This is a genomic window from Candidatus Kirkpatrickella diaphorinae (genome assembly GCF_025736875.1).
GTDB classification, from domain to species: domain Bacteria; phylum Pseudomonadota; class Alphaproteobacteria; order Acetobacterales; family Acetobacteraceae; genus Sorlinia; species Sorlinia diaphorinae.
The window spans coordinates 462,190-484,541 of record NZ_CP107052.1; the positions used below are offsets into that span (position 1 = coordinate 462,190).

At 58.3% G+C, this 22,352-nt stretch carries 20 protein-coding genes, 1 tRNA gene and 1 other RNA gene; 3 read left to right on the plus strand and 19 right to left on the minus strand.

The window, feature by feature from the left end:
• Positions 1-31: 31 nt before the first annotated feature.
• From murG to zwf, 13 genes are all read right to left on the minus strand, one after another.
• On the minus strand, positions 32-1,141 hold the full coding sequence (murG, locus tag N5W20_RS02055; RefSeq protein WP_319807273.1) for an undecaprenyldiphospho-muramoylpentapeptide beta-N-acetylglucosaminyltransferase: 1,110 nt from the start codon (positions 1,139-1,141) through the stop codon (positions 32-34).
• Complete coding sequence (locus N5W20_RS02060) at positions 1,138-2,346, minus strand: FtsW/RodA/SpoVE family cell cycle protein (RefSeq protein WP_319807274.1); 1,209 nt, start codon at positions 2,344-2,346, stop codon at positions 1,138-1,140. The genes murG and N5W20_RS02060 overlap by 4 nt, the downstream gene beginning before the upstream one ends.
• A gap of 1 nt (position 2,347) precedes the next feature.
• The gene (murD, locus tag N5W20_RS02065; RefSeq protein WP_319807275.1) at positions 2,348-3,724 is read right to left on the minus strand and encodes a UDP-N-acetylmuramoyl-L-alanine--D-glutamate ligase; all 1,377 of its coding nucleotides are present in this window, start codon (positions 3,722-3,724) and stop codon (positions 2,348-2,350) included.
• A 10-nt stretch (positions 3,725-3,734) separates the two neighbouring features.
• Positions 3,735-4,826, minus strand: a complete 1,092-nt coding sequence (mraY, locus tag N5W20_RS02070) for a phospho-N-acetylmuramoyl-pentapeptide-transferase (RefSeq protein ID WP_319807276.1) — start codon at positions 4,824-4,826, stop codon at positions 3,735-3,737.
• Positions 4,826-6,184 (minus strand): UDP-N-acetylmuramoyl-tripeptide--D-alanyl-D-alanine ligase, encoded by a 1,359-nt coding sequence (locus N5W20_RS02075; RefSeq protein WP_319807277.1) that lies wholly within the window; start codon positions 6,182-6,184, stop codon positions 4,826-4,828. The genes mraY and N5W20_RS02075 overlap by 1 nt, the downstream gene beginning before the upstream one ends.
• 19 nt (positions 6,185-6,203) lie before the next feature.
• Entirely contained in the window at positions 6,204-7,748 is a 1,545-nt protein-coding gene (locus N5W20_RS02080; protein WP_408869427.1) for a UDP-N-acetylmuramoyl-L-alanyl-D-glutamate--2,6-diaminopimelate ligase, read from the minus strand.
• Positions 7,749-7,764: 16 nt separating this feature from the next.
• Positions 7,765-9,636 carry a peptidoglycan D,D-transpeptidase FtsI family protein gene (locus N5W20_RS02085; protein WP_456304903.1) on the minus strand — a complete coding sequence of 624 codons (1,872 nt, stop codon included), beginning with the start codon at positions 9,634-9,636 and terminating at the stop codon, positions 7,765-7,767.
• A gap of 131 nt (positions 9,637-9,767) precedes the next feature.
• Positions 9,768-10,514 carry a cell division protein FtsL gene (gene ftsL / locus N5W20_RS02090; protein ID WP_319807279.1) on the minus strand — a complete coding sequence of 249 codons (747 nt, stop codon included), beginning with the start codon at positions 10,512-10,514 and terminating at the stop codon, positions 9,768-9,770.
• Positions 10,511-11,530 (minus strand): 16S rRNA (cytosine(1402)-N(4))-methyltransferase RsmH, encoded by a 1,020-nt coding sequence (rsmH, locus tag N5W20_RS02095; RefSeq protein WP_319807280.1) that lies wholly within the window; start codon positions 11,528-11,530, stop codon positions 10,511-10,513. Before rsmH ends, ftsL begins: the two co-directional genes overlap by 4 nt.
• Entirely contained in the window at positions 11,527-12,003 is a 477-nt protein-coding gene (gene mraZ / locus N5W20_RS02100; RefSeq protein WP_319807281.1) for a division/cell wall cluster transcriptional repressor MraZ, read from the minus strand. Before mraZ ends, rsmH begins: the two co-directional genes overlap by 4 nt.
• A gap of 289 nt (positions 12,004-12,292) precedes the next feature.
• An RNA gene (gene rnpB / locus N5W20_RS02105) (RNase P RNA component class A) lies at positions 12,293-12,680 on the minus strand.
• Positions 12,681-12,752: 72 nt separating this feature from the next.
• Positions 12,753-13,226 (minus strand): hypothetical protein, encoded by a 474-nt coding sequence (locus N5W20_RS02110; RefSeq protein WP_319807282.1) that lies wholly within the window; start codon positions 13,224-13,226, stop codon positions 12,753-12,755.
• A 3-nt stretch (positions 13,227-13,229) separates the two neighbouring features.
• A complete protein-coding gene (zwf, locus tag N5W20_RS02115) occupies positions 13,230-14,702 on the minus strand; it encodes a glucose-6-phosphate dehydrogenase (protein WP_319807283.1) in 1,473 nt (490 codons plus the stop codon).
• 262 nt (positions 14,703-14,964) lie between these two features.
• Here zwf and N5W20_RS02120 point away from each other — a divergent pair, with 262 nt between their 5' ends.
• Positions 14,965-15,237: a DUF2312 domain-containing protein gene (locus N5W20_RS02120; protein ID WP_319807284.1), complete on the plus strand. Its 273-nt coding sequence runs from the start codon at positions 14,965-14,967 to the stop codon at positions 15,235-15,237.
• 42 nt (positions 15,238-15,279) lie between these two features.
• On the plus strand, positions 15,280-15,954 hold the full coding sequence (locus tag N5W20_RS02125; RefSeq protein WP_319807285.1) for a hypothetical protein: 675 nt from the start codon (positions 15,280-15,282) through the stop codon (positions 15,952-15,954).
• A gap of 36 nt (positions 15,955-15,990) precedes the next feature.
• Here N5W20_RS02125 and proB read toward each other — a convergent pair whose 3' ends face one another.
• From proB to rplU, 4 genes are all read right to left on the minus strand, one after another.
• Entirely contained in the window at positions 15,991-17,124 is a 1,134-nt protein-coding gene (gene proB / locus N5W20_RS02130; RefSeq protein WP_319807286.1) for a glutamate 5-kinase, read from the minus strand.
• A gap of 13 nt (positions 17,125-17,137) precedes the next feature.
• On the minus strand, positions 17,138-18,139 hold the full coding sequence (gene obgE / locus N5W20_RS02135) for a GTPase ObgE (RefSeq protein WP_319807287.1): 1,002 nt from the start codon (positions 18,137-18,139) through the stop codon (positions 17,138-17,140).
• Positions 18,140-18,239: 100 nt separating this feature from the next.
• Positions 18,240-18,491 carry a 50S ribosomal protein L27 gene (rpmA, locus tag N5W20_RS02140; RefSeq protein WP_319807288.1) on the minus strand — a complete coding sequence of 84 codons (252 nt, stop codon included), beginning with the start codon at positions 18,489-18,491 and terminating at the stop codon, positions 18,240-18,242.
• A 31-nt stretch (positions 18,492-18,522) separates the two neighbouring features.
• Positions 18,523-18,837 (minus strand): 50S ribosomal protein L21, encoded by a 315-nt coding sequence (rplU, locus tag N5W20_RS02145; protein WP_319807289.1) that lies wholly within the window; start codon positions 18,835-18,837, stop codon positions 18,523-18,525.
• A 255-nt stretch (positions 18,838-19,092) separates the two neighbouring features.
• Between rplU and N5W20_RS02150 the strand changes: the two genes are divergently transcribed.
• Positions 19,093-19,182, plus strand: a tRNA-Ser gene (locus tag N5W20_RS02150).
• Positions 19,183-19,818: 636 nt separating this feature from the next.
• Here the strand turns inward: N5W20_RS02150 and N5W20_RS02155 are convergent.
• Both N5W20_RS02155 and N5W20_RS02160 read right to left on the minus strand, forming a co-directional pair.
• Positions 19,819-20,004 (minus strand): hypothetical protein, encoded by a 186-nt coding sequence (locus tag N5W20_RS02155; RefSeq protein WP_319807290.1) that lies wholly within the window; start codon positions 20,002-20,004, stop codon positions 19,819-19,821.
• 138 nt (positions 20,005-20,142) lie between these two features.
• A complete protein-coding gene (locus tag N5W20_RS02160) occupies positions 20,143-22,314 on the minus strand; it encodes an FUSC family protein (protein WP_319807291.1) in 2,172 nt (723 codons plus the stop codon).
• Positions 22,315-22,352: the final 38 nt, after the last annotated feature.

Below are 22,352 nucleotides of genomic sequence, written 5' to 3' on the forward strand. Positions count from 1 at the left end.
CAACAAGCTTTCGAAACGAGTGTCAAATCATTCAATGTTGCGAAGCATCCCCGATCTGAGACGCAACCACCTCAGCGAGACGTTCGGCGCTGGCGGGCATTGCCAGACGACGGGCCGCGCTGGATGCCTCGGCCAATTGGTCTATATTGGTCAGAAGCGCTTCAACTTTTTCAGCAAGATGCGCCGCGGTCAGTTCTGACTGACTGATGCACCAGCCTGCGCCGCCTTCCTCCAACTTCCGGGCATTGGCGGATTGCTCATCCGAAGCGGCGATGGGGAGGGGGATGAGGATGGCCGGGCATCCTGCCATGGTCAGCTCTGCAACGGATGAGCCCCCGGCGCGCCCGATCACGAGGTGGCTGCGTCCTAAAAGCCCCGCAACATCCTCAAAAAACGGCGCCAGCGTGCATTCAATCCCGGCCGTCTCGTAAATTTCCCGCACTTTGCTGATGTCGCCTTCCTTCGTCTGCTGCGTGACATGCAGGCGATGCCGGACCTCCTGCGGAAGTCGACTCAGCGCGTCCGGCACGATTTCTGAAAAAACCTGCGCCCCGAGGGAGCCGCCCCAGACGAGCAGATTGATATTTGTCCGCGCATCCGCGTAATGGCGCGTGTAAAGAGCCTCGATTTCCGGGCGCACAGGCATCCCGGTATAGATAACGGGCCGCGATGGCAATGAGCCCTCAATTTTCGGAAATGATGTGGCGATGACGCTGGCGCGCCGGGCCAGCAGGCGGTTTGCCTTGCCCAGCAGGGCGTTGCCCTCATGCAAAATTAATTTCGCACGGCTGCGCCCGAATATATTGAGATTGCCGAGCGCAGGCGGGATGGAGGGATACCCGCCGAAACAAATGATGGCGGCTGGTCGCAACTGCCGGAGATGCTGCCGCGCCTGCTGCACGCCTTTGAAAAGCTCGTAAAGATTGCGCAGCTTCGTCCAGGGTGTTTTACCCGCGACACCGCGCCCACGCAGGACATATTGCGGCTGGTCGGCAAATGGCCCTGTTGCACGATGGCCGGCGCGGGAGTCCGTCATCAAAACCAGATGATAGCCGCGCTGTTTCAAGGCCAGGGCCAGGGCTTCCGCAGGGAAGAAGTGCCCCCCTGTGCCCCCTGCGGCGATGATGATTGTTTTTTTCATGACGGGAGGTGCCTCCGCGTGCCGTTTGTCCAGCTTCGCCGCATGTCCGGGCCGCTGCCGGGAAGGTAATTCGTGTCTGATCCGACATGGTGCCGTGTCAAAGCCAGGATCATGCCCATTGTCAACGCCACCGACAATGCGGAAGAGCCACCATAGGAGATAAATGGCAAGGTCATCCCTTTCGTCGGGATGAGATGCAGGGTTGAGCCCATATTAATGAAAGCCTGAAGGCCGAACCCCGCAATAAGACCTGAAACCGCGACGATAACAAACGGATCCTGCTCACGCAGAATACGTTGCAGGCTGCGAATGACCATCACGAGAAACACGCCGATTACGGCGGCGCAGACGATCATGCCATATTCCTCACCCGCAACGGCGAAAACGAAATCCGCATGGGCATCGGGAAGCAGATCCTTCACGCGGCCTTCCCCCGGGCCGCGACCCAGCAGCCCCCCATTCCCGAAAGCGCGCAGGGCCATGTCGATCTGGTAATGGTCACCCAGATTGGGATGCAGAAAGCGTTCAACGCGGGAGCGCACATGGGCGAAGGCGATAAAAGCGCCGATAAAGGCGGCGATCATGGCCCCGATACCCGCACCGACGAAAATCAACGGCAATCCATCGACGAAAAGCTGCACAAAAAAAACCATCGTGACGACGGAGAGCATACCGATATCCGGTTGCGATTTGAGAAGGAAAAGAATGACCGCATAAACGCCGAAAGCGATGACCATGCCGGGGAAATGCAGCATTTTACCGTCGCGCGATGTTTGGCGTCGTTTGGCAAGCAGCCACGCCGTGACAATCGCGAAAAACGGTTTGAGAAACTCGGAAGGCTGAACGGACATGAAGGGCAGAGCAATCCAGCGCCGCGCCCCTTTGATCTCCAGCCCATGCACGAGCGTCATGAGCGTGGCCAGCAAAGCGAGCCCGCCACCGATCAGCGCCATTTTACGAATCGCCTCACGCGACATGGTGGAGACAAACAACGTCACAATCCCGGCCAAGGCCAGAAAAATCACCTGCTTGAGAATGAACATCTCACGCGATGCGCCGATGCGCACGGCGACAGCCGGGCTGGCGGCAAGGACGAGGATATAACCAAATGCCAGCAGCACGCCGACGCAATAAAGCGTCACGCGGTCAATATTGCGCCACCAACGCCCGAAAGCCGAATTATCAACGCGGGAGAGACCGGCCATATCAGCTCTTTTCACCTTCGGCCCATGCCGAAAATTTTGCGGGCGCAAGAAGCGATTGCGCGAGTTCCCGGAATGCGGTGCCGCGTGCTTCAAAATGCGCGAACTGGTCGAAGCTGGCGCAGGCGGGGGATAGTAAAATAACGTCCGTCCGGGTCGCCTTCGCCGCTGCAAAAGCCTGGCTGACGGCGCGTTCCAGCGTGGTGCAGTTTTCCCACGCCACCTTGTTTGCTTCAAGGGTCCCGGCAAGTTTCGAGGCATCCTCACCGATGAGGAAAGCTTTTGTGACGCGATTTAAGAGGGGAGAGAGCGACGTGATCCCGCCTTCCTTGGCCTGTCCTCCCGCGATCCATATGACGCGATCATAAGATTGCAATGCCTTGGCCGCTGACTCCGCATTTGTTGCCTTGCTGTCATTGATGAAAGTCACGCCATCAATGCGGGCCACAATTTCCTGCCGATGGGGAAGGCCGGGGAAGCTGTTGAGCCCCGCCAGAATTTTCTCCTCCGTTACGCCGAGGAAGCGGCAAATCTCACAGGCGGCGAGGGCATTCTGCATGTTGTGCGCCCCCGGCAAAGATTGTGCCTTTGACAAATCCAGCAAGGCCGGGGTCAGATCAGCGGGCTGGTGCAAAGAGAGCGCGCGTGGATGCGCGCCGCGCGCACGGAGCTTCTCATAAATATCCCGACATTCCGCGTCATCAATACTGACAATCAGGCGATCCGCTGCCGTCATATGGTCAAAAACATGCGCCTTCGCCGCGGCATAATGATGGATGTCGCCGTGGCGCTCCATATGGTCGGGCGTCAGGTTCAGCAGGCAGGCCGCGTCAGCATGGAAGCTGTCCAGCCTCTCAAGCATGTAGGAAGACATCTCAATGACATAGACGCCTCGATCATCCAGAAGGGGAAGCGCGAGCGCGGCGGGGCCGAGATTGCCACCGGCCGCCACTTTAAAACCGGCATGGGCGAGGATGTGGGCGATGAGGGCCGTCGTCGTCGACTTCCCATTCGTGCCGGTAACAGAAACGAATCGTGCTTTCGCGCCCTGTGATTTCACGGCCCGATACAGCATCTCGGCATCCGACAATATGGAAACCCCCTCCCGCCGCGCCAGCACCGCCAAAGGGTGGGGGCTAGGGAGGTGATGCGGGATGCCGGGCGAGAGAATAAGCGCGTCAAACCCTTTGAGGGTGGTCGGGGACGCATATGTCAGGCGGGGATGCGTGTATGACCGGTCGATATCCTGACGATCATCCCAGGCCGTGACCCGCGCGCCCATCCCGAGCAGGGCATTGACGGCGGCAAAGCCGTTTCTGCCGAGACCGACGACCAGAAATTGCTGGTCTTTGAAGAGCGTGGAGGGAAATGGCTGGGTCATCTGGAACGGTCTATTGAAGTTTCAGGGTTGATAGACCGATCAGCCCCAGCACGAAAGCGACGATCCAGAATCGGACGACAATTTTAGATTCGGACCATCCTTTTTTCTCAAAATGATGGTGAATCGGGGCCATCAGAAAAATGCGCCGCCCGGTGCGCTTAAACCAGAACACCTGAATAACGACGGAAATTGTCTCGACAACAAAAAGCCCGCCAACAATACAAAGAACGATTTCATGCTTGATGGCGACAGCAATCGCGCCGAGCGCACCGCCAAGCAGGAGGGACCCGGTATCCCCCATGAAAACCTCGGCCGGTTGGGCATTGAACCACAGAAATCCGAGACCCGCCCCAACCAGGGCGGCGCAGAAAACACAGAGCTCCCCTGTGCCCGGGATAAAATGGATCTGGAGATATTCCGCGAAGACATGGTTACCGACCAGATAAGTGATGACACCGAAGACGAGTGTCGCGATCAACGTCGGCACAATTGCCAGCCCATCGAGCCCATCCGTAAAATTAACCGCATTGCCGAAACCTGCAATCGTCAGCATGGCAAAAATGGGGAAGGCCAGGCCAAGCGGAATAAGAAGATTTTTGATGAATGGTATCGCCAAAGCATTCTGCATCCCGACCGGCATCAGGCTTTGCAACCAGTAACCGGCGATAAGTGCGGCCAGAAATTCGCACCCCAGCCGCATTTTTTTGGAGACGCCATGGCTGTTGCGGCGGGAGAGCTTGAGATAATCATCCGCAAATCCGACAGCGAAAAACGCTGAGGAGACGAACAGAACGGCCCAGACGAAGCCGTTTCTCAGATCAGCCCATAAGAGCGTCGAGGCGATAAGAGACAGGAAGATCATGACGCCGCCCATCGTCGGCGTGCCTGCTTTTTCAGTAAGATGGCGTTCCGGCCCCAATTCCCGGATGGGCTGGCCGTCGCGCTGAATACGTTTGAGATAGCGTATGAAAGGCTGCCCGAGGCTGAGGCTGATAACAAGCGCCGTGAGACACGCCCCGCCGGATCGGAACGTCAGATAGTGGAAGAGATTGAACAGGCCACCGTGACCGCTCTCACTTACGGCGAACAAGCTGTAAAGCATCAGCCTTGATTTCCTTGCTTTTTCAGTGCGTCGACGACATCACGCATACGGCTTCCGAGGCTGCCTTTAACGAGGACGACATCCCCGGCGGCGAGCCCTTTGATTAAGAGCGGTGCAAGCCTGTCAGCGGTTTCGCACCAGGCGCCTTTTTTTCCCGCCGGGAGGTGGTCGAAAACATGTTTCATCGCGGCGCCGCAGCAATAAAGCGCGTCAGCGCTCGCGACAATGTCCGGCAATAACGCCAGATGGGCTTCCTGCGCGTGGTCACCCATTTCAAGCATGTCGCCCAGGACGGCAATCCGCCGCTTTGCCGGCATGAGGGCAAGAGTGGCGAGAGAGGCCCGCATTGATAACCCGGAAGCGTTGTAGCTCTCATCCAGAAGCGTAACGGAATCATCCAGGATTGGCAGGCGCATGCCGCGTCCCGCATCCGGCTTGTACCGGGCGAGGGCGGCAATGGCGAGGTCCAGATCCGCACCGACGGACTTCACTCCCGCAAGGACGAGTGCGGCGTCTTCCGCAAGGTGCCGCCCTGGCACACTAAGCGCGACGTGACGCCCGGAGAAGGTGAAACTGCTCCCCTCCGCCGACATCTGAAGATCAAGCAGGCGCATATCCGCCGTGGGCGCGGTGCCGACACTGATAAAGCGCGCGCGGGATGCTTCAAGCGTGCGTTTGAGGGTGTCCCGGCCAAAAACCGCGTCAGGGGCGATGGCGGTCCCGGTCTGGCGCAGACTGGCGAAAAGCGCGGATTTCTCCTCCACGATCGCTTCGAGTGAGCCGAGATGCCCGATATGGCTGTTTCCGATGGACGTGATAATCGCGACATCTGGGCGGGCCATCTGCGCAAGCGGCGCAATCTCACCAGCATGGTTCATGCCAATTTCACAGATGCACCATGCGACATCGCGGGGCAGACGCGCCAATGTCAGTGGCACGCCGATGTGATTATTGAAGGACTTGTCCGCGGCATGGGTACGGCCCTGCGTCGCGAGGGCCGCATGAAGCATGTTCTTTGTCGTTGTCTTGCCGACACTGCCAGTGATGGCGATCATTTTGCCGGTGAAGCGGCTGCGCGCATAGATACCCAGCGCTTGCAGCGCTTTCAAACTATCCGGCACTTCAATCAACGGGCCGGACGCGGTGACAGGGCGCTGCACGATGCAGCAAGCCGCGCCCTTACTGAAAGCCTCCGCAACATGGTCGTGCCCGTCATGTGACGCACCTTCAAGGGCGATAAAGAGATCACCGGGCTGCAAAGTTCGCGTGTCGATGGAAATGCCGGTAATGGCGATTTCAGGGGCCTTTGTCGCGCCCGTCGCCTTGGCCAGCTCCTCACCTTTCCATAAAACGGTCATCTCAATTCCCTTTTGCCGCTTAACCAGGCGTGTCATGTGCATTCACCCCGTTTGCTGCCTCAATGTCAGAACCGCCCTGCGCGGCTGTCAAAATCTCTCGAATGACGGCGGCATCATCAAACGGATGCACCGCGCCTTTGATAATCTGCCCGGTCTCGTGCCCCTTGCCGGTGACGACGACGATATCGCCTGCTTCGGCATGCAGCACGGCATGGGCGATGGCCGTATGACGGTCGCCGATTTCCGTGGCGTCAGGGCACCCCTGCATGACGGCCCGGCGGATGGTGGCGGGGTCCTCATCACGCGGATTATCGTCGGTGACGATGCATTGATCCGCATATCTTGCGGCAATCTGACCCATCAAGGGGCGCTTCCCCTGATCACGATTGCCACCCGCGCCGAAAATAACCGTCAATCGATGGCGCGCATGCGGGCGCAGGCTTTGCAGCACGTGGCCGAGCGCGTCGGGCGTATGGGCGTAATCCACAAATATCGAGGCACCATGATGCGATGTGGCGACAAACTCACACCGTCCGCGCACGCCTTGTAATTGTGTCAGGCCCTGGCAGATCTGACGGGCGGAATCTTCATCGTCCCAAGCCAGAGCGGCTGCCAGCAAGATATTGTCGACCTGCACACGCCCGATGAGGGGGATGGTGATGTCATCCAGCATTTCCCCGTTAAGACAGAGTTTCAGACGCTGCCCTGTCGGGAGGGGCGTTGCACTGACAAGCCGCAGCGTCTCACCACCCATCCCCACTGTGCGAAGCGCGAGGGCGCGTGACGTCGCGATATCCTTCAATATCGCAAGCGTTTCAGAATCCATATCCGCATTGATCGCCGCCACGCCGCCCGTGGGGAGGACTTCTCGGAAAAGCCGCAATTTAGCGTCGCGATAGGCGTCAAGCGTGTGATGATAATCCAGATGGTCCCGCGTGAGGTTGGAGAAACCCGCGCGTGTCAATCTGACGCCATCAAGGCGAAACTGATCCAGCCCGTGAGACGAGGCTTCCAGCGCCACGTGATCCACGCGGCGGGTTTTCAGCTCGTGCAAAGTCTCGGCCAGCTTAACCGGGTCAGGCGTTGTCAGGGGAGGGAGGCGCAGATCCAACCCCTTGGAAACAAGTCCGAGCGTACCGATACTGGCGGAACGAAAGCCCTGCATCATCCAGATCTGCCGCAGAAAATCCGCTGTGCTTGTCTTGCCATTCGTGCCGGTGATCGCCGCGATCTCAGCAGGTTGCGCGCCATAAAATGCGGCGGCCAGGAGGGCGAGGTCGCGCCGGGGGTTGGCGGAGGCAAGGTGCAAAATGTCTCGGCCCGCGATGGTGGTCACTGCATTGGGGCCGTGATGGGACATGACGATAGCAGCCCCCTTCGCCACGGCCTGCGGCACAAATGTTGCGCCATTAACGGCGGCGCCGTCGATCGCCACGAAGAGACTGTTCAAGGAGGCCAGGCGGCTGTCACTCGTCACCCCGCTAACCGTCCGACCTGCCCATTCCGGCTTGACGGAGGAGGGCAGGGTGACGCGCGCTTGTTTGAATAGCTCCTGCAATTGCATGGTCATTGGCCCTCCTTTACTTTCCGGGTCGATACGATGATTTCATTTTGGTGGCCTGCGGCTTTTTCTCCGCTTTCCTGACTCGCGCCGCGCCCGGGTCATTCCCCGGCCCAAGCGGGCGCACGCCGGGCGGAATGGCGGGTTCCAGCGGCATGGCCAGGGCGGCGTCGATTTTAGCGGCATTTTCCACGTCGGGGAAAAGCCCGAGTATGGGGCCTATGCGCGCGATCAGCTTCCCGGCTGTCGGCGTCGCATTCCAGCCCGCTGTTGAGAAATTATAGGTTTCCGGGATGCCCTTTGGCTCATCGAGCATAACATATACGGCGTAACGCGGATTATTCATCGGGAAAATCGACGTGAAAGCAGAGATATTCGCGTGTTTGAGATAGCGCCCATTCGCGCCGATTTTTTCCGCCGTGCCTGTTTTGCCGCCCACGAAATAACCCGGCACTTCGGCTTTCCGGGCCGTGCCTTGCGTCACATCGAGGCGCAACATGCGGCGCAGAAGGCGGGATGTGCCGTCAGAAAGGACGCGTCGCCCTTCCGGCGTCACGGCGCGATCATCCCCATCGCGCGCGGGCGGCAGGCCGACGCTTGTGCTCTGGCTGGTTTCATCCGCACCCAGCGTGTCGGGGTCTTCATCGTGTGAGAGGAGGGTCGGGGTGATGAGGATGCCCCCATTCACAGTCGCCGCCGTGCCGCGAACGATGGCGAGCGGCGATTCCGCAATGCCATGACCGAAACCGATTGTCATCACCGTCGCGATCCCCCAGTTTTTGCGGGCAGGCACGATGGGGCGGGCGGCTTCAGGGAGTTCGACGGGGACGCGGTCAAGAAACCCCATCCGCCCCAGCCAAGATTGCTGCCTCTCCGCCCCGATATCGAGCGCGATGTGGGCCGCCGCGGGGTTGGAGGATTTCGCCAATACATCAGGAAGGGCCAGCCAGGGGGCGAAATGGTCTGACTTGATGTCACGAATGGTGAAGCGCCCGATCTTGATCGGGATGGTTGAAAACCGGTCCCATATATGCGCGACTTTAAGTTCCAGCGCAGCCGCGGCGACTTGCAATTTGAAGGTTGAGCCCGGCTCATACATCCCCGTCACAGCGCGGTTGAAGCGGGCATCGTCCGGTGCGCGGCCGAAATCATTCGCGTCATAATCGGGCAGGGAAACCATGGAGATAATTTCACCCGTACGCACATCCATGACGATCCCGGCAGCGCCTTTCGCCTGGAAATGATGCATCGCTTCATTGACCACATCGCGCGTGACGACCTGCACCCTTGTATCGATGGAAAGGCGGATCGGTGCCCGATCTTTCAAAAGGCGATCATTGAAAGATTTTTCGATACCGGCCACGCCATGGTCATCAATATCCACGGCACCCAATATCTGGGCCGCTGTTCGGCCGAGCGGGTAATGGCGACGCTCACCATTTTCAAAGTAAATACCGGGGATGCCCAGATTATTGACGGCGAGTTGCTGCGACGGTGAAATGTCCCGCGCAAGATAGACAAACTGCTTATCCTGACGCAGCCTTTGCACCGTTGATTTCACATCAAGATCCGGCAGAACGGTTTTGAGTTTTTTTGCGGTGTCCGCGGGGTCAATCAATTCCTGCGGGTTGGCGTAGACTTGCGCGACGGGGAGGGACATGGCCAGGATCTGGCCATTGCGATCCGTGATCGCGGCACGCTGAACTTGCAGGACCGGCATTGTCCGCCCGTCATCGCCCTCCGTCAGATCCGGCACAATCGGGATCTGCGCACTGGCTTCACCGTTGGTCGGCAACATCGGATTGATGATGGAGGCGAGAAGGAGGCGCAGGCAGAGCGCCAGAAAAAGGAAGGTAAACCCGACCCCGACCCAGAAAATACGGATATGCATCCGCTCCAGATAAGGCGGCTCCCGCCGGGCTGCGATGGGGGCAGCGGCGCGGTGCGCTCTCCGGTTCAGACGCGTTCTGCGTTTTCCGTCATCGTGAGGTGGGCTGGGCACGGCTTACTGGGTGGGACAAGTCAAGGGCGCCGCGGCGCGGGCGGTGGCAACGCACCGTCAGCCATTGCAAAAGTGGACTCCGTATTATGTGTGCCAAGCTGACGGTAACGTGCTTTCGTGGCTGTCAAACGCCCGCCTGAGGAGGGGCGCCAGGCCACGGCGGGCGTCGCTACAGCGCGGGTGCCGCGATAAGTGGCGTAATGCACGTGCGAGTCAGTGTGCGCGCGCACGGCGGGTGTCGCCTCATGTTTCATGGGGGGTGTGGCCAGGGCCAGGCGCGTCGAAAGATGAGGCTTGTCGGTCACAACATGGTGGGGCGACGCATCTCTCTGTGCAGCGGCCATGACTTCAGTCGGCTTGGCTTTGACGGCCTGGCTTGTTTGTGTCGCGGGCGCGGGCGCTGCGTGCTGCACCGACATGGTGTCTGACGGGGCGGAAGCCGCTGCGACCATCATATCACGTTGCGGCCCTGCACTGCCGGGGGCTGGCAATGCGGCAATGGCTGTGCCCAATCTCTTATATTGCGTGGGTGCCATCGGCGTGAGATCCGTCAGGAAGCGCGCAGATAATTTCTGCAGGCGGTCCGGCTGGTTCAGAAGCGCCCATTGGGATTGCAGCATGGCGGTCTGCTGCCGGACATCGTCTGTCTGGCGGACAATGGTCCGGATGTTCTCGTCAAGAACATTCGTTTGATGCTTCTTCGAGTAAAGGAAAAGCCCGGATGCGCCGGCGAGCAGGACGCAGAAAATCGTATATGGCCGAATCATAATGTGCCCTCAAGTGGCTCTATAATATGTCGTGTTTTTTCCAGTACCCTGATTTTTGCGCTTCGGGCGCGCGGGTTTTGTTGAATCTCGTCTTCGGAAGGGGTGAGCGGCTTGCCATGCGGCAGCCGATACATATTTGTCGGCTCCGCCAAAGTCACCGGCATGTGACGTGACGGGCGCGCGACGCGACCCGCTGCCGCCTGCAAGGCGCGTTTCACGAGGCGATCCTCCAGCGAATGGAAGGTGACCACCACAAGGCGTCCCCCTTCCCGCAGCAATCCAGGGGCTGTTTCGAGCACGCGTTCAAGATCAGTCAACTCATCATTGACGGCGATACGAATGGCCTGAAAAGTACGCGTCGCCGGGTCAATGCGTGAGCGGTCAGGATGCACCACCTTGCGGATGATCGCGGCGAGCTGTCCCGTTCGGTGGATGGGTTCTTCCTGCCGCGCCGCGACAATCGCGCGGGCGACACGTCGGGCGAGGCGCTCCTCACCATAATGATAGATGATATCCGCCAGCGTCGCTTCATCCGCTTGATTGACGAGATCCGCCGCAGACTGACCCGATTGCGACATGCGCATATCGAGCGGCCCATCCTGGCGGAAGGAGAAACCGCGCTCAGCCTGGTCGATCTGGAAAGATGACACGCCGAGATCCAGCACGATCCCGTCAAATGGCGCCACATCGGCAAAAAGCGTCGCCATATCGCGGAAATTGCCCTGGCGGATTTCAAAAGTGGGCGCGGCCCTGCGATCATTGACGGCAAAATGATCCTGCAGCGCCTGCCCGCGCGTGATCGCATCAGGGTCTTTATCCAGCGCGAAGAGGTGGGCTGGGGCCTCCGCCATCATGGCGCGCGTATAGCCGCCGCCGCCGAACGTCCCATCAAGGTACGTGCCGCGACTGTGAATTTGTAGCAGCGCGAGGACCTCACGCAGCATGACCGGGTTATGGCCTTCAGATTGCGGGTTGGCCTGCATCCTGACGCGCGGGGAAAGCGGAAGGGTCATCATGCGTCCGACCCTTTGATGGATGAAGCGGAACGCTGCGCCAACGTCGTGCGGGTGCGCAGACGGGCTTCCTCCCGCCTTTTGATGGCCGCGCCCGGCTCCCAGATCTGAAAAACGCGTCCGAGGCCCATGAAAGTGACGTCGTCAGATAATCCCGCATGCTGCCTGAGCATGTCAGGGAGGATGATGCGACCCTCTTTATCCGAATCGATTGGATAGGCATCGGCATAGAGGCTGGCAGCGAGGTCGTCATGCTCCTCAGAAAAAATGTCGATGTCGTCAAGCGGGCGGGCAAGCGCGCCGAAAGAAGCGGGGGGCCAGGCCTCAATGCAGGGATGCAAATGCGATGGGCGCAGGATCACAAGCGCACCGTCACCGGATTGCAGCGCCTTAAGCGCGTTCCGGAACGGTGCGGGGATTGATACACGCCCTTTGGCGTCAAAACGGTTTTGGTGCGTGCCTAAAAACACACTCACGCCGCCTTGCTCCCGTCAAAAACTGTCATCAAACACCCGTGAAATCAGTTAACGAGTGTCTTTGTCATTTTGTGGGATATCATGGGATTTTATGGGAAGTCAAATAAAAAACCGCAGAAAACCGCCAAAAATCAGCGGTGTACGCGAGATTTTAAGTTTTTATTGGAGTTAAAAAAGCGTTTCATTTGCCGTGCAACAATATGGAATGACCCTCTTTTGTTTTTTATTTGTTCTTATTATGTTCCCGTTTTACCGTGACAGGGCAGGCGCGCGCATTAACGATTAACGGTGGGTCAGATGGTCGATAAGCCGGGTTCTGTCCGCCGAGGCGGGGCGACCATTCATCTTGGGCGCGACTCACATCGCACCTCATGCAACCAACCCGAGTGACAGGGCGGAGGGGCCCTTCATCACGTCAGACGTGACGCGTCACTCCTATTCGGTCTTGCTCCCGGTGGGGTTTACCATGCCCCGGACGTTGCCGCCCGAGCGGTGCGCTCTTACCGCGCCGTTTCATCCTTACCCAAAGCCCGAAGGCCCGTTGAGCGGTTTGATTTCTGTGGCACTTTCCCTGAGGTTGCCCTCGCCGGCTGTTAGCCGGCACCGTCCTTCCGTGGAGCCCGGACTTTCCTCTACACGCAGCTTGATGCTGGTGCAGCGGTCGCCTGACCATCTGACCCGTGTTTTACGTGCAGCAGGGGCGGGGTTTCGTCAAGACAAGTTTGCCTTGTCCCCGCCGCCCGGTGACGTCACTGCGCGGGCATGGGGTGATAATGCCCCGGACTGCCCGCATCATTCTGCAAAGTGCGATCCGCCTTATTCACGAGAATCGTGAAGGCCGTGGCCGTTTTGCCGTCAATGCCGGGGCAGCCATCTGTCGCACGCACCAGAAACTGGACATGTGTGGCATGTGCGGGGTCGGCCCCGTTGATAATCGGGACAACGCAACGTCGGGGTACATCCAGCAGCCCCTGATCTTTCACGAGCAGGCGCAGATGCTCCGTCAACTTGGTGTTGTCAAACCAGGCCAGATCATTGAACTGCACCTTATCGGCCGCTTTCGGGAGCCATCCCATTTTCGCAGCCAGAAGCGCCATCAGCGCAACCGGGATAATGACCAGAAGACGGCGCAGAATATGCTGCCGCAATGTCCGTCGGGGCCGACGCGAAAGGCCGGGCCCGGATGGCTGCGCCTCCGCGCCTTCCTGTTTCTGCGCTGTCATGAGTCAGAGAGACATATCTTCATGCCATTGGGCATGATGGCGCTTCAGCATGTCGCGTGCCTCATCCGGTCCCCAACTACCGGCTTTGTAATGCGCCATGGGCGTTGCCTTGTCAGCCCAGGCCTTCATTAATGGCGCCAGCCATGTCCATGCCGCTTCAACCTCGTCCCGGCGGATAAACAGGATCGGGTCACCCCGGACCGCATCCAGCATCAGGCGCTCATAAGCATCAGGGTAGCGCGTCTGGAAAGTCTGCGCGAAATCAACGCGCATCGTTGCCTGGCCGAGGCTGAAATCATTATGCACGGGGTTTTTGGCGTTAAATGTCCAGGAAATACCCTCATCCGGCTGGACACGGATGGCCAGCACATTGCGCTTGGCTTCCGTCGGGAAAAGCCGCGACTCCGTCGGCTTGAAGGTAATGACAACCTCACTAACCTTTTGCTCAAGTCTTTTCGCCGTGCGGATGAAGAACGGCACGTTTTTCCAACGCGGTGAGTCGATTTCGGCGCAAAGGGCGACGTAGGTCTCGGTCTGGCTCTCCTTGCCGAGTTCCTCCAAATATCCGGGGACATTTTCGGAACCCATTTTCCCTGCGACATATTGCCCGCGCACAGCGTGGGACGCAACCGTCCTACTGTCGAAAGGCTTTAGGCCCTGAAGCACGGCAACCTTGGCGTCGCGCACATCATCGGCGGCCATGGAGGCTGGTTTTTCCATCCCGATCAACGCAAGCACCTGAAGCAGATGATTCTGGATCATGTCGCGCAGGGCGCCGGACTCATCATAATAGGCGGCCCGCCCTTCGACACCCACTGTCTCAGCAGCGGTGATCTGCACGGACTCGATATAGTCGGATGACCAGACAGCTTCAAACATCGGGTTGGAGAAACGCAGGGCAATCACGCCCTGTACGGTTTCCTTGCCGAGATAATGGTCGATGCGGAAGATATTTTCTTCCTTGAAATACTGCCCGACCGAATCATTTATGTCGTTCGCGGATGCGAGATCAATGCCGATCGGCTTTTCCAGCACGACGCGTGCGTCACCGACGGCGAGTTTCTTGTCATGCAGGTTTTTGGCGATCGCGCCATAGAGGTTGGGCGCTGTCGCGAAATAAAAGACGCGCACACGATCCGCCTTGTCTTGAGGAATGAGCGCGCGCAGACTGTTCCAGTCACTCTCCGGTTTGGAGCCATCAAGGCTGACATAATGGACGAGTTTCAGGAAACGCTGAATTTTGGCGTCGTCGAAATCCTCTTTTTTGATAAACTTCTTGAGGGCCTCCAGCGCACGTCCCTGATACGCGTCACGGGTCAGAGGCGAGCGCGCCGTGCCAATAATGCGCGCCTCTTCCGGCACCTGTCCCGCGAGCATCCGATAATAAAAGCCGGGGAGGAGTTTGCGCATAGTCAAATCACCTGTTGCGCCGAAGATGACGTAATCAAATGGTTTGACGGTTACGGTACGAGACATGGGTCTCACCTTTCTTAATAACAAAATGAAATATCGTGGCCATTATGCACAGACGTAAGCTGAGGGTAAAGGAGACGGCAAGTCCGCCCCTGGATGCCTGACGTTCTGCAAGACCGTTCCGCTTCGACGTGCTTTTCACGATGCCGAAGCGGCGACAGGAAGGAGATCGATACAGGGCGGCGACGTTGATCGCCCATTGACCAAACGGAAGAACGATTGATAATCCGACCCTGAGATTATTCGATCATGAGGGCCTATATCTATGGATGATACGACAACAACGCAAGATGCCGCCGCTGAAAGCGGCATGGTATCCGCCCAACGGCTTCAATCGATCATTGATCGGGTTGAACGTCTGGAGGAGGAGCGTAAGGCGCTTGCGAGTGACATCAAGGATATTTTCCTCGAGGCGAAATCGGCTGGTTTTGATGTGCCCGTGCTGCGCCAGCTCCTCCGTATCCGTAAGCAGGAGCCATCAGAGGTGGAAGAGCAGGAAACCCTCCTCCATCTTTATCGTCATGCCTTAGGGATGTAAGCGTTAAGGGTAAAATTCAGGGAAGAGGGGAGCGGTGTCTCGATGGACGATGTGTCTTCAGTTCTACCGGAAATGATGTCTTTGCCCCTCATACTCGGCTTTGTCATTGCCCTCCTTCTTTTCTTCTTCGTGGTGCTGATGAATATCATCCGCCGTCGCCTGCACGTGATGGAGCGGCAATTGGTGGATATCGGCGCTGACCTCCGCATTGTGTCCCTCCGCCTCGCGATGGATGAGCTGGATGAGCCGGTCAAGCACGCAGGCGACACAGGCGCGGACATGTCGGAGGACGGGCCCAGCGTGTCTCTCGCTTCCGCGCCCGCCATGGCGGCATCAGCGCCGCCTTTGGCCCCGTTTCAGGAGGCCGCCATGCCGCGGGCGCGCTACATCAATAATGACGCGGGGAATATGCCCGTCCTGCCACCGGAAGCCTATCATGATTATGCGGATAACCCGTCAAATCTCTCCTCTGCCGATCTGCTGAAGCAGACGCACTTTGACCCGCCTGTAGAGGCCGTGAAGACCAGGGGCGCGCGACGTGCCGCGCCGCAGCCACCCCCGACGCCGGAGGAGGATGGCGATATCTGGCGTCTCCGTGCGACGCCTCGCGCCCCGATCGCGCGCGGTGAGGGGACGCATGGCGCACCCCATGCGGAGCCACCGAAAGTGCGTAAGGAGCCCACTTTAAAGTGGCCGCCCAAATCGCCATCAACGTGATCAGAAAAACTGCTGCGGGAGACGTGTCAGCGGCCCTCAGCCGGATGCTACTTTGCGCAGCATGACGAGGTCATCCCGATGGATCAGGGCGTCACGGTGCGTGCCCGCGAGATCATCCGGGAAAGCCGCGCTGCGCCGCCCGGCCATCCTTTGCGCTTCTTCTGATGAATAGGATGTCAGGCCGCGCGCCACTGCCGCACCTTTCGGGTCCGTGACCGTCACAAGCGCGTTGCGCGGAAATTGGCCCTCAATTTTCTGCACCCCGACAGCGAGGAGTGAACTGCCCTTCCAAAGCGCCTGCACGGCGCCCGCATCAATCTGGAAGGTGCCGCTCGGCCGCAACGACCCCATAATCCATTTTTTGCGCGCTTTACCGGCCTTTGCATGGGCGCTGAACCATGTCGCGCGTGCGCCGGACGCTAATTTTTGCAAGGGATGGTCGATATTCCCGCGGGCGATGGCCATCCGGGCACCCGCCTGTGTCGCAATATCCGCGGCGATCAGCTTCGTCTTCATCCCGCCGGAAGAATAACCGGGCGGGGGGCTGCCCCCCATGGCGCGAATCTCATCGTCGATTTCCGCAACAAGGGGGATATGGGTGGCATCCGCATGGGTGCGGGGGTCCTGCGTGTACAGCCCGTCAATGTCGGAAAGCAGGATCAGCGTGTCAGCATCCACCATCTGCGCGACTCGCGCCGCGAGGCGGTCATTATCTCCGAAGCGGATTTCCTCAAACGCGATCGCATCATTTTCATTAATGACGGGCACGCATCCCATGCGCAGAAGCGCCCGAAGGGTCGAGCGGGCATTGAGGTGACGCTCCCGATTTTCCGTGTCTTCCGACGTCAGAAGCAATTGCGCGGCAGTGAGGCCGTGATGCGCCAGGGAAGCGCTCCAGGCTTGCGCGAGGCGAATCTGACCGACACTTGCCGCGGCCTGCTTCTCCGCCAGGCTGAGGCGGGCTGCCGTCATATTGAGCTGGGTCCGCGCCAGGGCGATGGCACCTGATGAAACGATGATCACCTCAATGCCCGACTGGTGCCAGGCTGCGATGTCCGCGCTGACACTGTCGAGCCAGCTATCGCGCAACCTGGCGCCTTCCTTATCGACAAGGAGGGCGCTGCCGATTTTGACGACAATGCGCTTCGCAGATTGGAGAGGAGAGACCATACTCACATGTCCGTCAGGATTGTTTCAGAGACCTTACGCGATCCTGCGCGGCACGCAAAAGTTTTTCCAACCCGTCATGGGAGACGGCGGAGAGGAGGAATATCTCTGTGCCTGCTGCTTTTTCAAGCGCACGTTTTTTGGCGCTGATCTGCTGAGGCGTCAGGGCATCACATTTATTGAGCACGATGATTTCAGGCTTGTCCGCAAGTGTAGCGTCGTAACGTTCCAGCTCGGTGCGGATCAGGCGGTAATTTTTGACGAGGTGCTTCTCTGTCCCGTCCAGCAGGTGAATCAGTGCCGCGCAGCGCTCGACATGGCCGAGGAAGCGATCACCCAGCCCCGCACCATCACTCGCGCCCTCGATCAGTCCGGGAATATCGGCGATGATAAATTCTTCCGTCATGGAAAGGCGCACCACACCAAGCTGTGGGTGGAGTGTGGTGAATGGATAATCCGCGATTTTCGGTTTTGCGCGGGAAGACACTGAAAGCAAGGTGGATTTACCGGCATTGGGTAACCCGACAAGGCCAATATCGGCGATGAGTTTCAGCCGAAGCCACACCCATCTTTCTTCCCCCGGCCAACCTTTATCAGCACGGCGTGGGGCGCGATTGGTGCTGGTTTTGTAATAGGCATTACCGTAACCACCATCCCCCCCGCGACAAAGCAGGATTTCCTTACCGTCAGCATCAAGGTCCGCCAGCATGGTCTCACGCGATTCATCGAAGATCTGCGTGCCAATGGGGACATTGATGATGACATCATCCGCTTTGGCGCCGGTCCGGTCGGACCCTGCGCCATTCCCGCCTTTCCGCGCCCGGAAATGCTGCGTGTAACGAAAATCGATCAGCGTGTTGAGGTTGGGTACGGCTTTGAAAATGATATTTCCGCCGCGGCCGCCATTTCCGCCATCCGGACCGCCGAATTCCACGTATTTCTCGCGTCGGAAAGCGACGACACCGTCACCGCCATCACCGGAACGAAGATAGATTTTGGCCTGATCCAGGAATTTCATGGGCCACCTGCGGGTCTGTTCAACACAAAGAAAAGGCCGGTCTGTCGCAAGACCGGCCTTGGGGGAAGGTATAACCTTCCAACATTGAGCGCGTCAGGATTTACAGGGCGACAGAGACGTGAACCCGCCCCTCTGCCCGACGCGTAAATTTGACGTGCCCGTCCGTGAGGGCGAAGAGCGTGTGATCACGCCCCATCCCGACATTGTCACCGGCGATCATTTTCGACCCGCGCTGACGGACGATGATATTGCCCGCAATCACGCGCTCACCGCCGAATTTCTTGACTCCAAGGCGGCGGCCTGCGCTGTCGCGACCGTTACGGCTTGAACCGCCTGCTTTCTTTTGTGCCATTTCAGCTTCTCCCTATCTTCCGGCGACGCGATCAGGCCGCGTTGATGCCTGTAATGCGCAGCACTGTCACGGGCTGGCGATGGCCGTTTTTGCGACGGCTGTTCTGCCGGCGGCGCTTTTTGAAGATGATGATCTTCGGCAGGCGATCCTGCGCGATGACGGTTGCCGTCACGGTCGCGCCCGCGACCAGAGGGGCGCCCAGCGTCACCCCGGCATCGGAACCAACCGCCAAAACGTCGGAAAATGTGACGGTGCTGCCCGCTTCCGCCTCAAGTTTCTCGACTTTAAGTGTTGCTTCCGTGGTCACGCGATATTGCTTGCCACCTGTACGTATAATTGCGAACATAAATCCCTCGTAAAACCGAACTCTTGACGATTTTTGCCGAAGTTACTCCCCGGTCGGCACCGCCCAGTCGCTTTTTATTTATAGCCGCCTCACGGCAGCAGGCCCCGTGCGATACCGGAAAAGACCCGCTTACGTCAACTGTTTTTCACCCTTTCATGGCTGCCGAACGGCCTGGCGCCGAAAAGAAACGTCATCCTCTTGCAAAGAGGGCGCTTTCCCGCCTATGAGAACTCAGCCGACGACCGGAACCCGTGTGGAGAGGTGCCAGAGTGGTCGATTGGGACGGTCTCGAAAACCGTTGTGCCTTCACGGGTACCGTGGGTTCGAATCCCACCCTCTCCGCCACCGGGCATGATTGCGCATTCCGCCAAAGCGGGCTTACTGCACGCGTCGTCCGGCTTTGACCTCAATGACATCTTATAATGAGTGCGCCCCCGATTTTGATGTGGCGGATGACGTGCGGCGCGCCCCTGACGTGCGATGACATATATTGAAGCGCGCATGGCTCCCAGATCATTGGATCTGCCGTTGCTTATTGTTGATCACCGGATGAGGGTCGTTTTTTCATTGTTATTGCTTAAGCGTGAACGCCTTTACAAAGGCCCGTCGGGCGGGCGGTTGAGCGGGCGGATAAGTGTTTCAACATTAACGCTTCCTTCCGGTCACGCAGCCGATCGGGGATCCCGTGAGCCGTCAAGGAAATTCGGCCTGAAGCGTGATGCTGTGGCCACATCAGTTTCGCTTTTTCCGAACGCTTATTCCGGCATCTACAATCCCTGCAACCTGTTAGGATGTGAAGTTTAACGATTTTATCCGCCTAAATCGTGACGCGAAAGCCATAGCGGTATAAATCGTTAACGCACGTTAAACTATAATGATAAGGAGAGGTAACGCGTGAAACGATCGATTAATGATTGTTGGAAACGCCTCAGACAACCTCGAATTTAAAGTTGGCGTCGTTTTCTCTGTTTAAATTCGACATTAAAAGAGATTGCCGACACTGCCTTCCAGCCTGGATTGGCGCGCGGCGCGGACGATTTTGGCGCGATTTTGCGGGAAAATTCGGGTCGCAAAGACGAAGGGCGCAAAAGTAAAAAATTCCGACCCGCGTAGATTAATGAAATATTTCTGATCGCCCAGCCAATATTGTTGTTGGAGGATGCGCATCACAAGCTGAAAAGCCCGCCTGACCTCCGATGACAATCGACAAGACCGCCATCCACGATGTGTAACGGAAGAGGCGATAGACCATGACAAGGGGCGGGCCGGTTCACCAGATGTCGCGCCATATGGCGGGGGAATGCATCAACCTGTCAGCCTCACGGGCCGCGTTGCGTCAAGAAATTGCGCATTAGCCAGAAGTTCAGCGCGGATGACGACGAGATAGGCAATGCCGCGAATCAGCTCCATGCGCGTCATGAGGTCAGACTCATTATATTCCAGCGCGCGAAACCGTCGTAACGCCACGGCCGCAACGCGTGCGGAACGGACATGCTCATCATGCGCATGTTCAATTCTGTCTAAAAGCAGGGTCGCTGCACGGCGCGCGCGATCAGGCAGATGATCACGATTTAGAAGGGCGCGCAGGCGGATGATATTCATGCCGAGCGTCAGCGTGGCCAATGTGCCTCTGAGATAGGTCTCGACGGCGGGGGAGGGTGTATTGCCCGCGTGACGGATCAATTTTGCGAATCGATCAAGATTACCGCTGATCCACATTCTCGTGTCCGGCAAGGTCTGGAGATGACAAAGCGCTCTAAGTTCGGCCAGCATCTGCCGCCTTAACCGCATGCGCTCTGTCTCGGGATTGAAGGGTATAATGATGCGGAAAGCCAGAACCGCCGCCGCCGCCGCGCAGACAACGGCAAAGGCCGAATTGAAAAAAGAAATTTCATCGAGTCGTTGATGATTCTGAATATTAAGCATCGTCGGCATGAGGAGGCCGAACGCGGATGAAACGCCGATCGTCGGCTTATTCAGGCGCGCCAGACCTGAAATGAACATTGGTGGGAAAAGCGCGAGAATCAGCGTCTCATAAGTGTCGAATGCCGGGACGAAAATCATTGTGAGAATGCCGGCAATGAGGGCCGACCACAGGGCACCACGTAAAAACTGCGTTGTGCCGAGGACGGGATTCTCCTGGGTCGCGAATAATCCACAGATCAGCGCAAGATTCGATATGAAAAGAGGGCCGGATGGCCAGGCGGTGATTTCATATAAGAGTGCGCAGATGATGATGGCGGAGAAGACGCGAATGACATTATTCACCGCCTCACGCACATCACGATGCACAGGCAGGCGGAACCGGAAACGATCGCGCGGGATCTGATGCGTGCTGGCATTATATTCCAGCAGGGCATCTTCGATCTCCCTCAGCATTTCCGATATGGAAACATAAAGGACGCGCATATCGACCTCATCCTCCCGCGATGGCGGGCGCGATGTGTGCGTGTCGTCATGGGTCTGAGGGGTGATCGCGGCGTCGCGGCAGCTTATCCGCAAAAGGTGCAGTTCTGTCAGAATATCCGCCAGGGGGGCATCCTGTTCAAGGCGCGGCGTGGTGGTGAGGACAAATTCCCGCACGCGCGACAGCATATCATTCAGTTGCGGTTCCCGATGTTTCAGCGCGGCAAGTCGCGCCGTCATGCCGAGACATCGCGTCAGCAGAACGGCGACGGCGGCGAGGTCGGCCCGGGCGTGATCCCCTTCATGCCCGTGGGGGCCCATTTCGATTTCCAGATATTCAACTTCACTATTCAAGCGCAGAATCCGCCCGAATAATTCCCGCCCCTGAAGCACAAGCGACCTGTCCTGACCCAGCACATCGGCGGCGCGTTTGAGGACGGCGTCGAGAATTCCCTGAAGGCTCCGTCGGATACCCATGCGGGCCCGTTTCTCCTGCTGGAGGGAGAAAATCATTCCCATTGCCGCTTCGCACACGACGCCAAGGCCAATATAAGTGCTTCGGGACACGGCGAGGAAAAAGACATTATCCGGTGCCTGTGAGGCATCCAGCGCAATAATGGCGCAGGTATAGCCAGCGAGTGTCATGGCATAGGCGCGGTAAGAGCTGAAAAAAGTTGCCAACCCGGCGCATGATCCGACCCATATCGCCAAAGCGGGGAAAAAGAGCCAAGGCTCCTGCGGGAATGCGGCAATTAAAAGGACGCTGGCCACGCCCCCCAATAAAGTGCCCGCCAGGCGCCATCGCGCTTTGGAAAGACTTTCCCCGCGCGTGGCCTGCGCAACGGCCCAGACGGTAGAGGGCGCCCAAACCGGGCTGTCCAGCTCCATCCAGAGGGCGATCGCCAGGGCAAAAAGGGCTGCGATCGTGTTGCGGAAAGCAAATTCAACGGCTTGCGGCGATGGGGCGTAAAGCCATCTCCATCGGGCGCGGAAATCGGGGCCGGTCGCAAGGTGCCAACCGCGCCCTAATCGGGTGGCGCATTGTAAGAAAAATCGTTCAGCCACCGTCACGCGTGGTTCCTGCCTAAAAATGCGTGCGTCAAAGAACG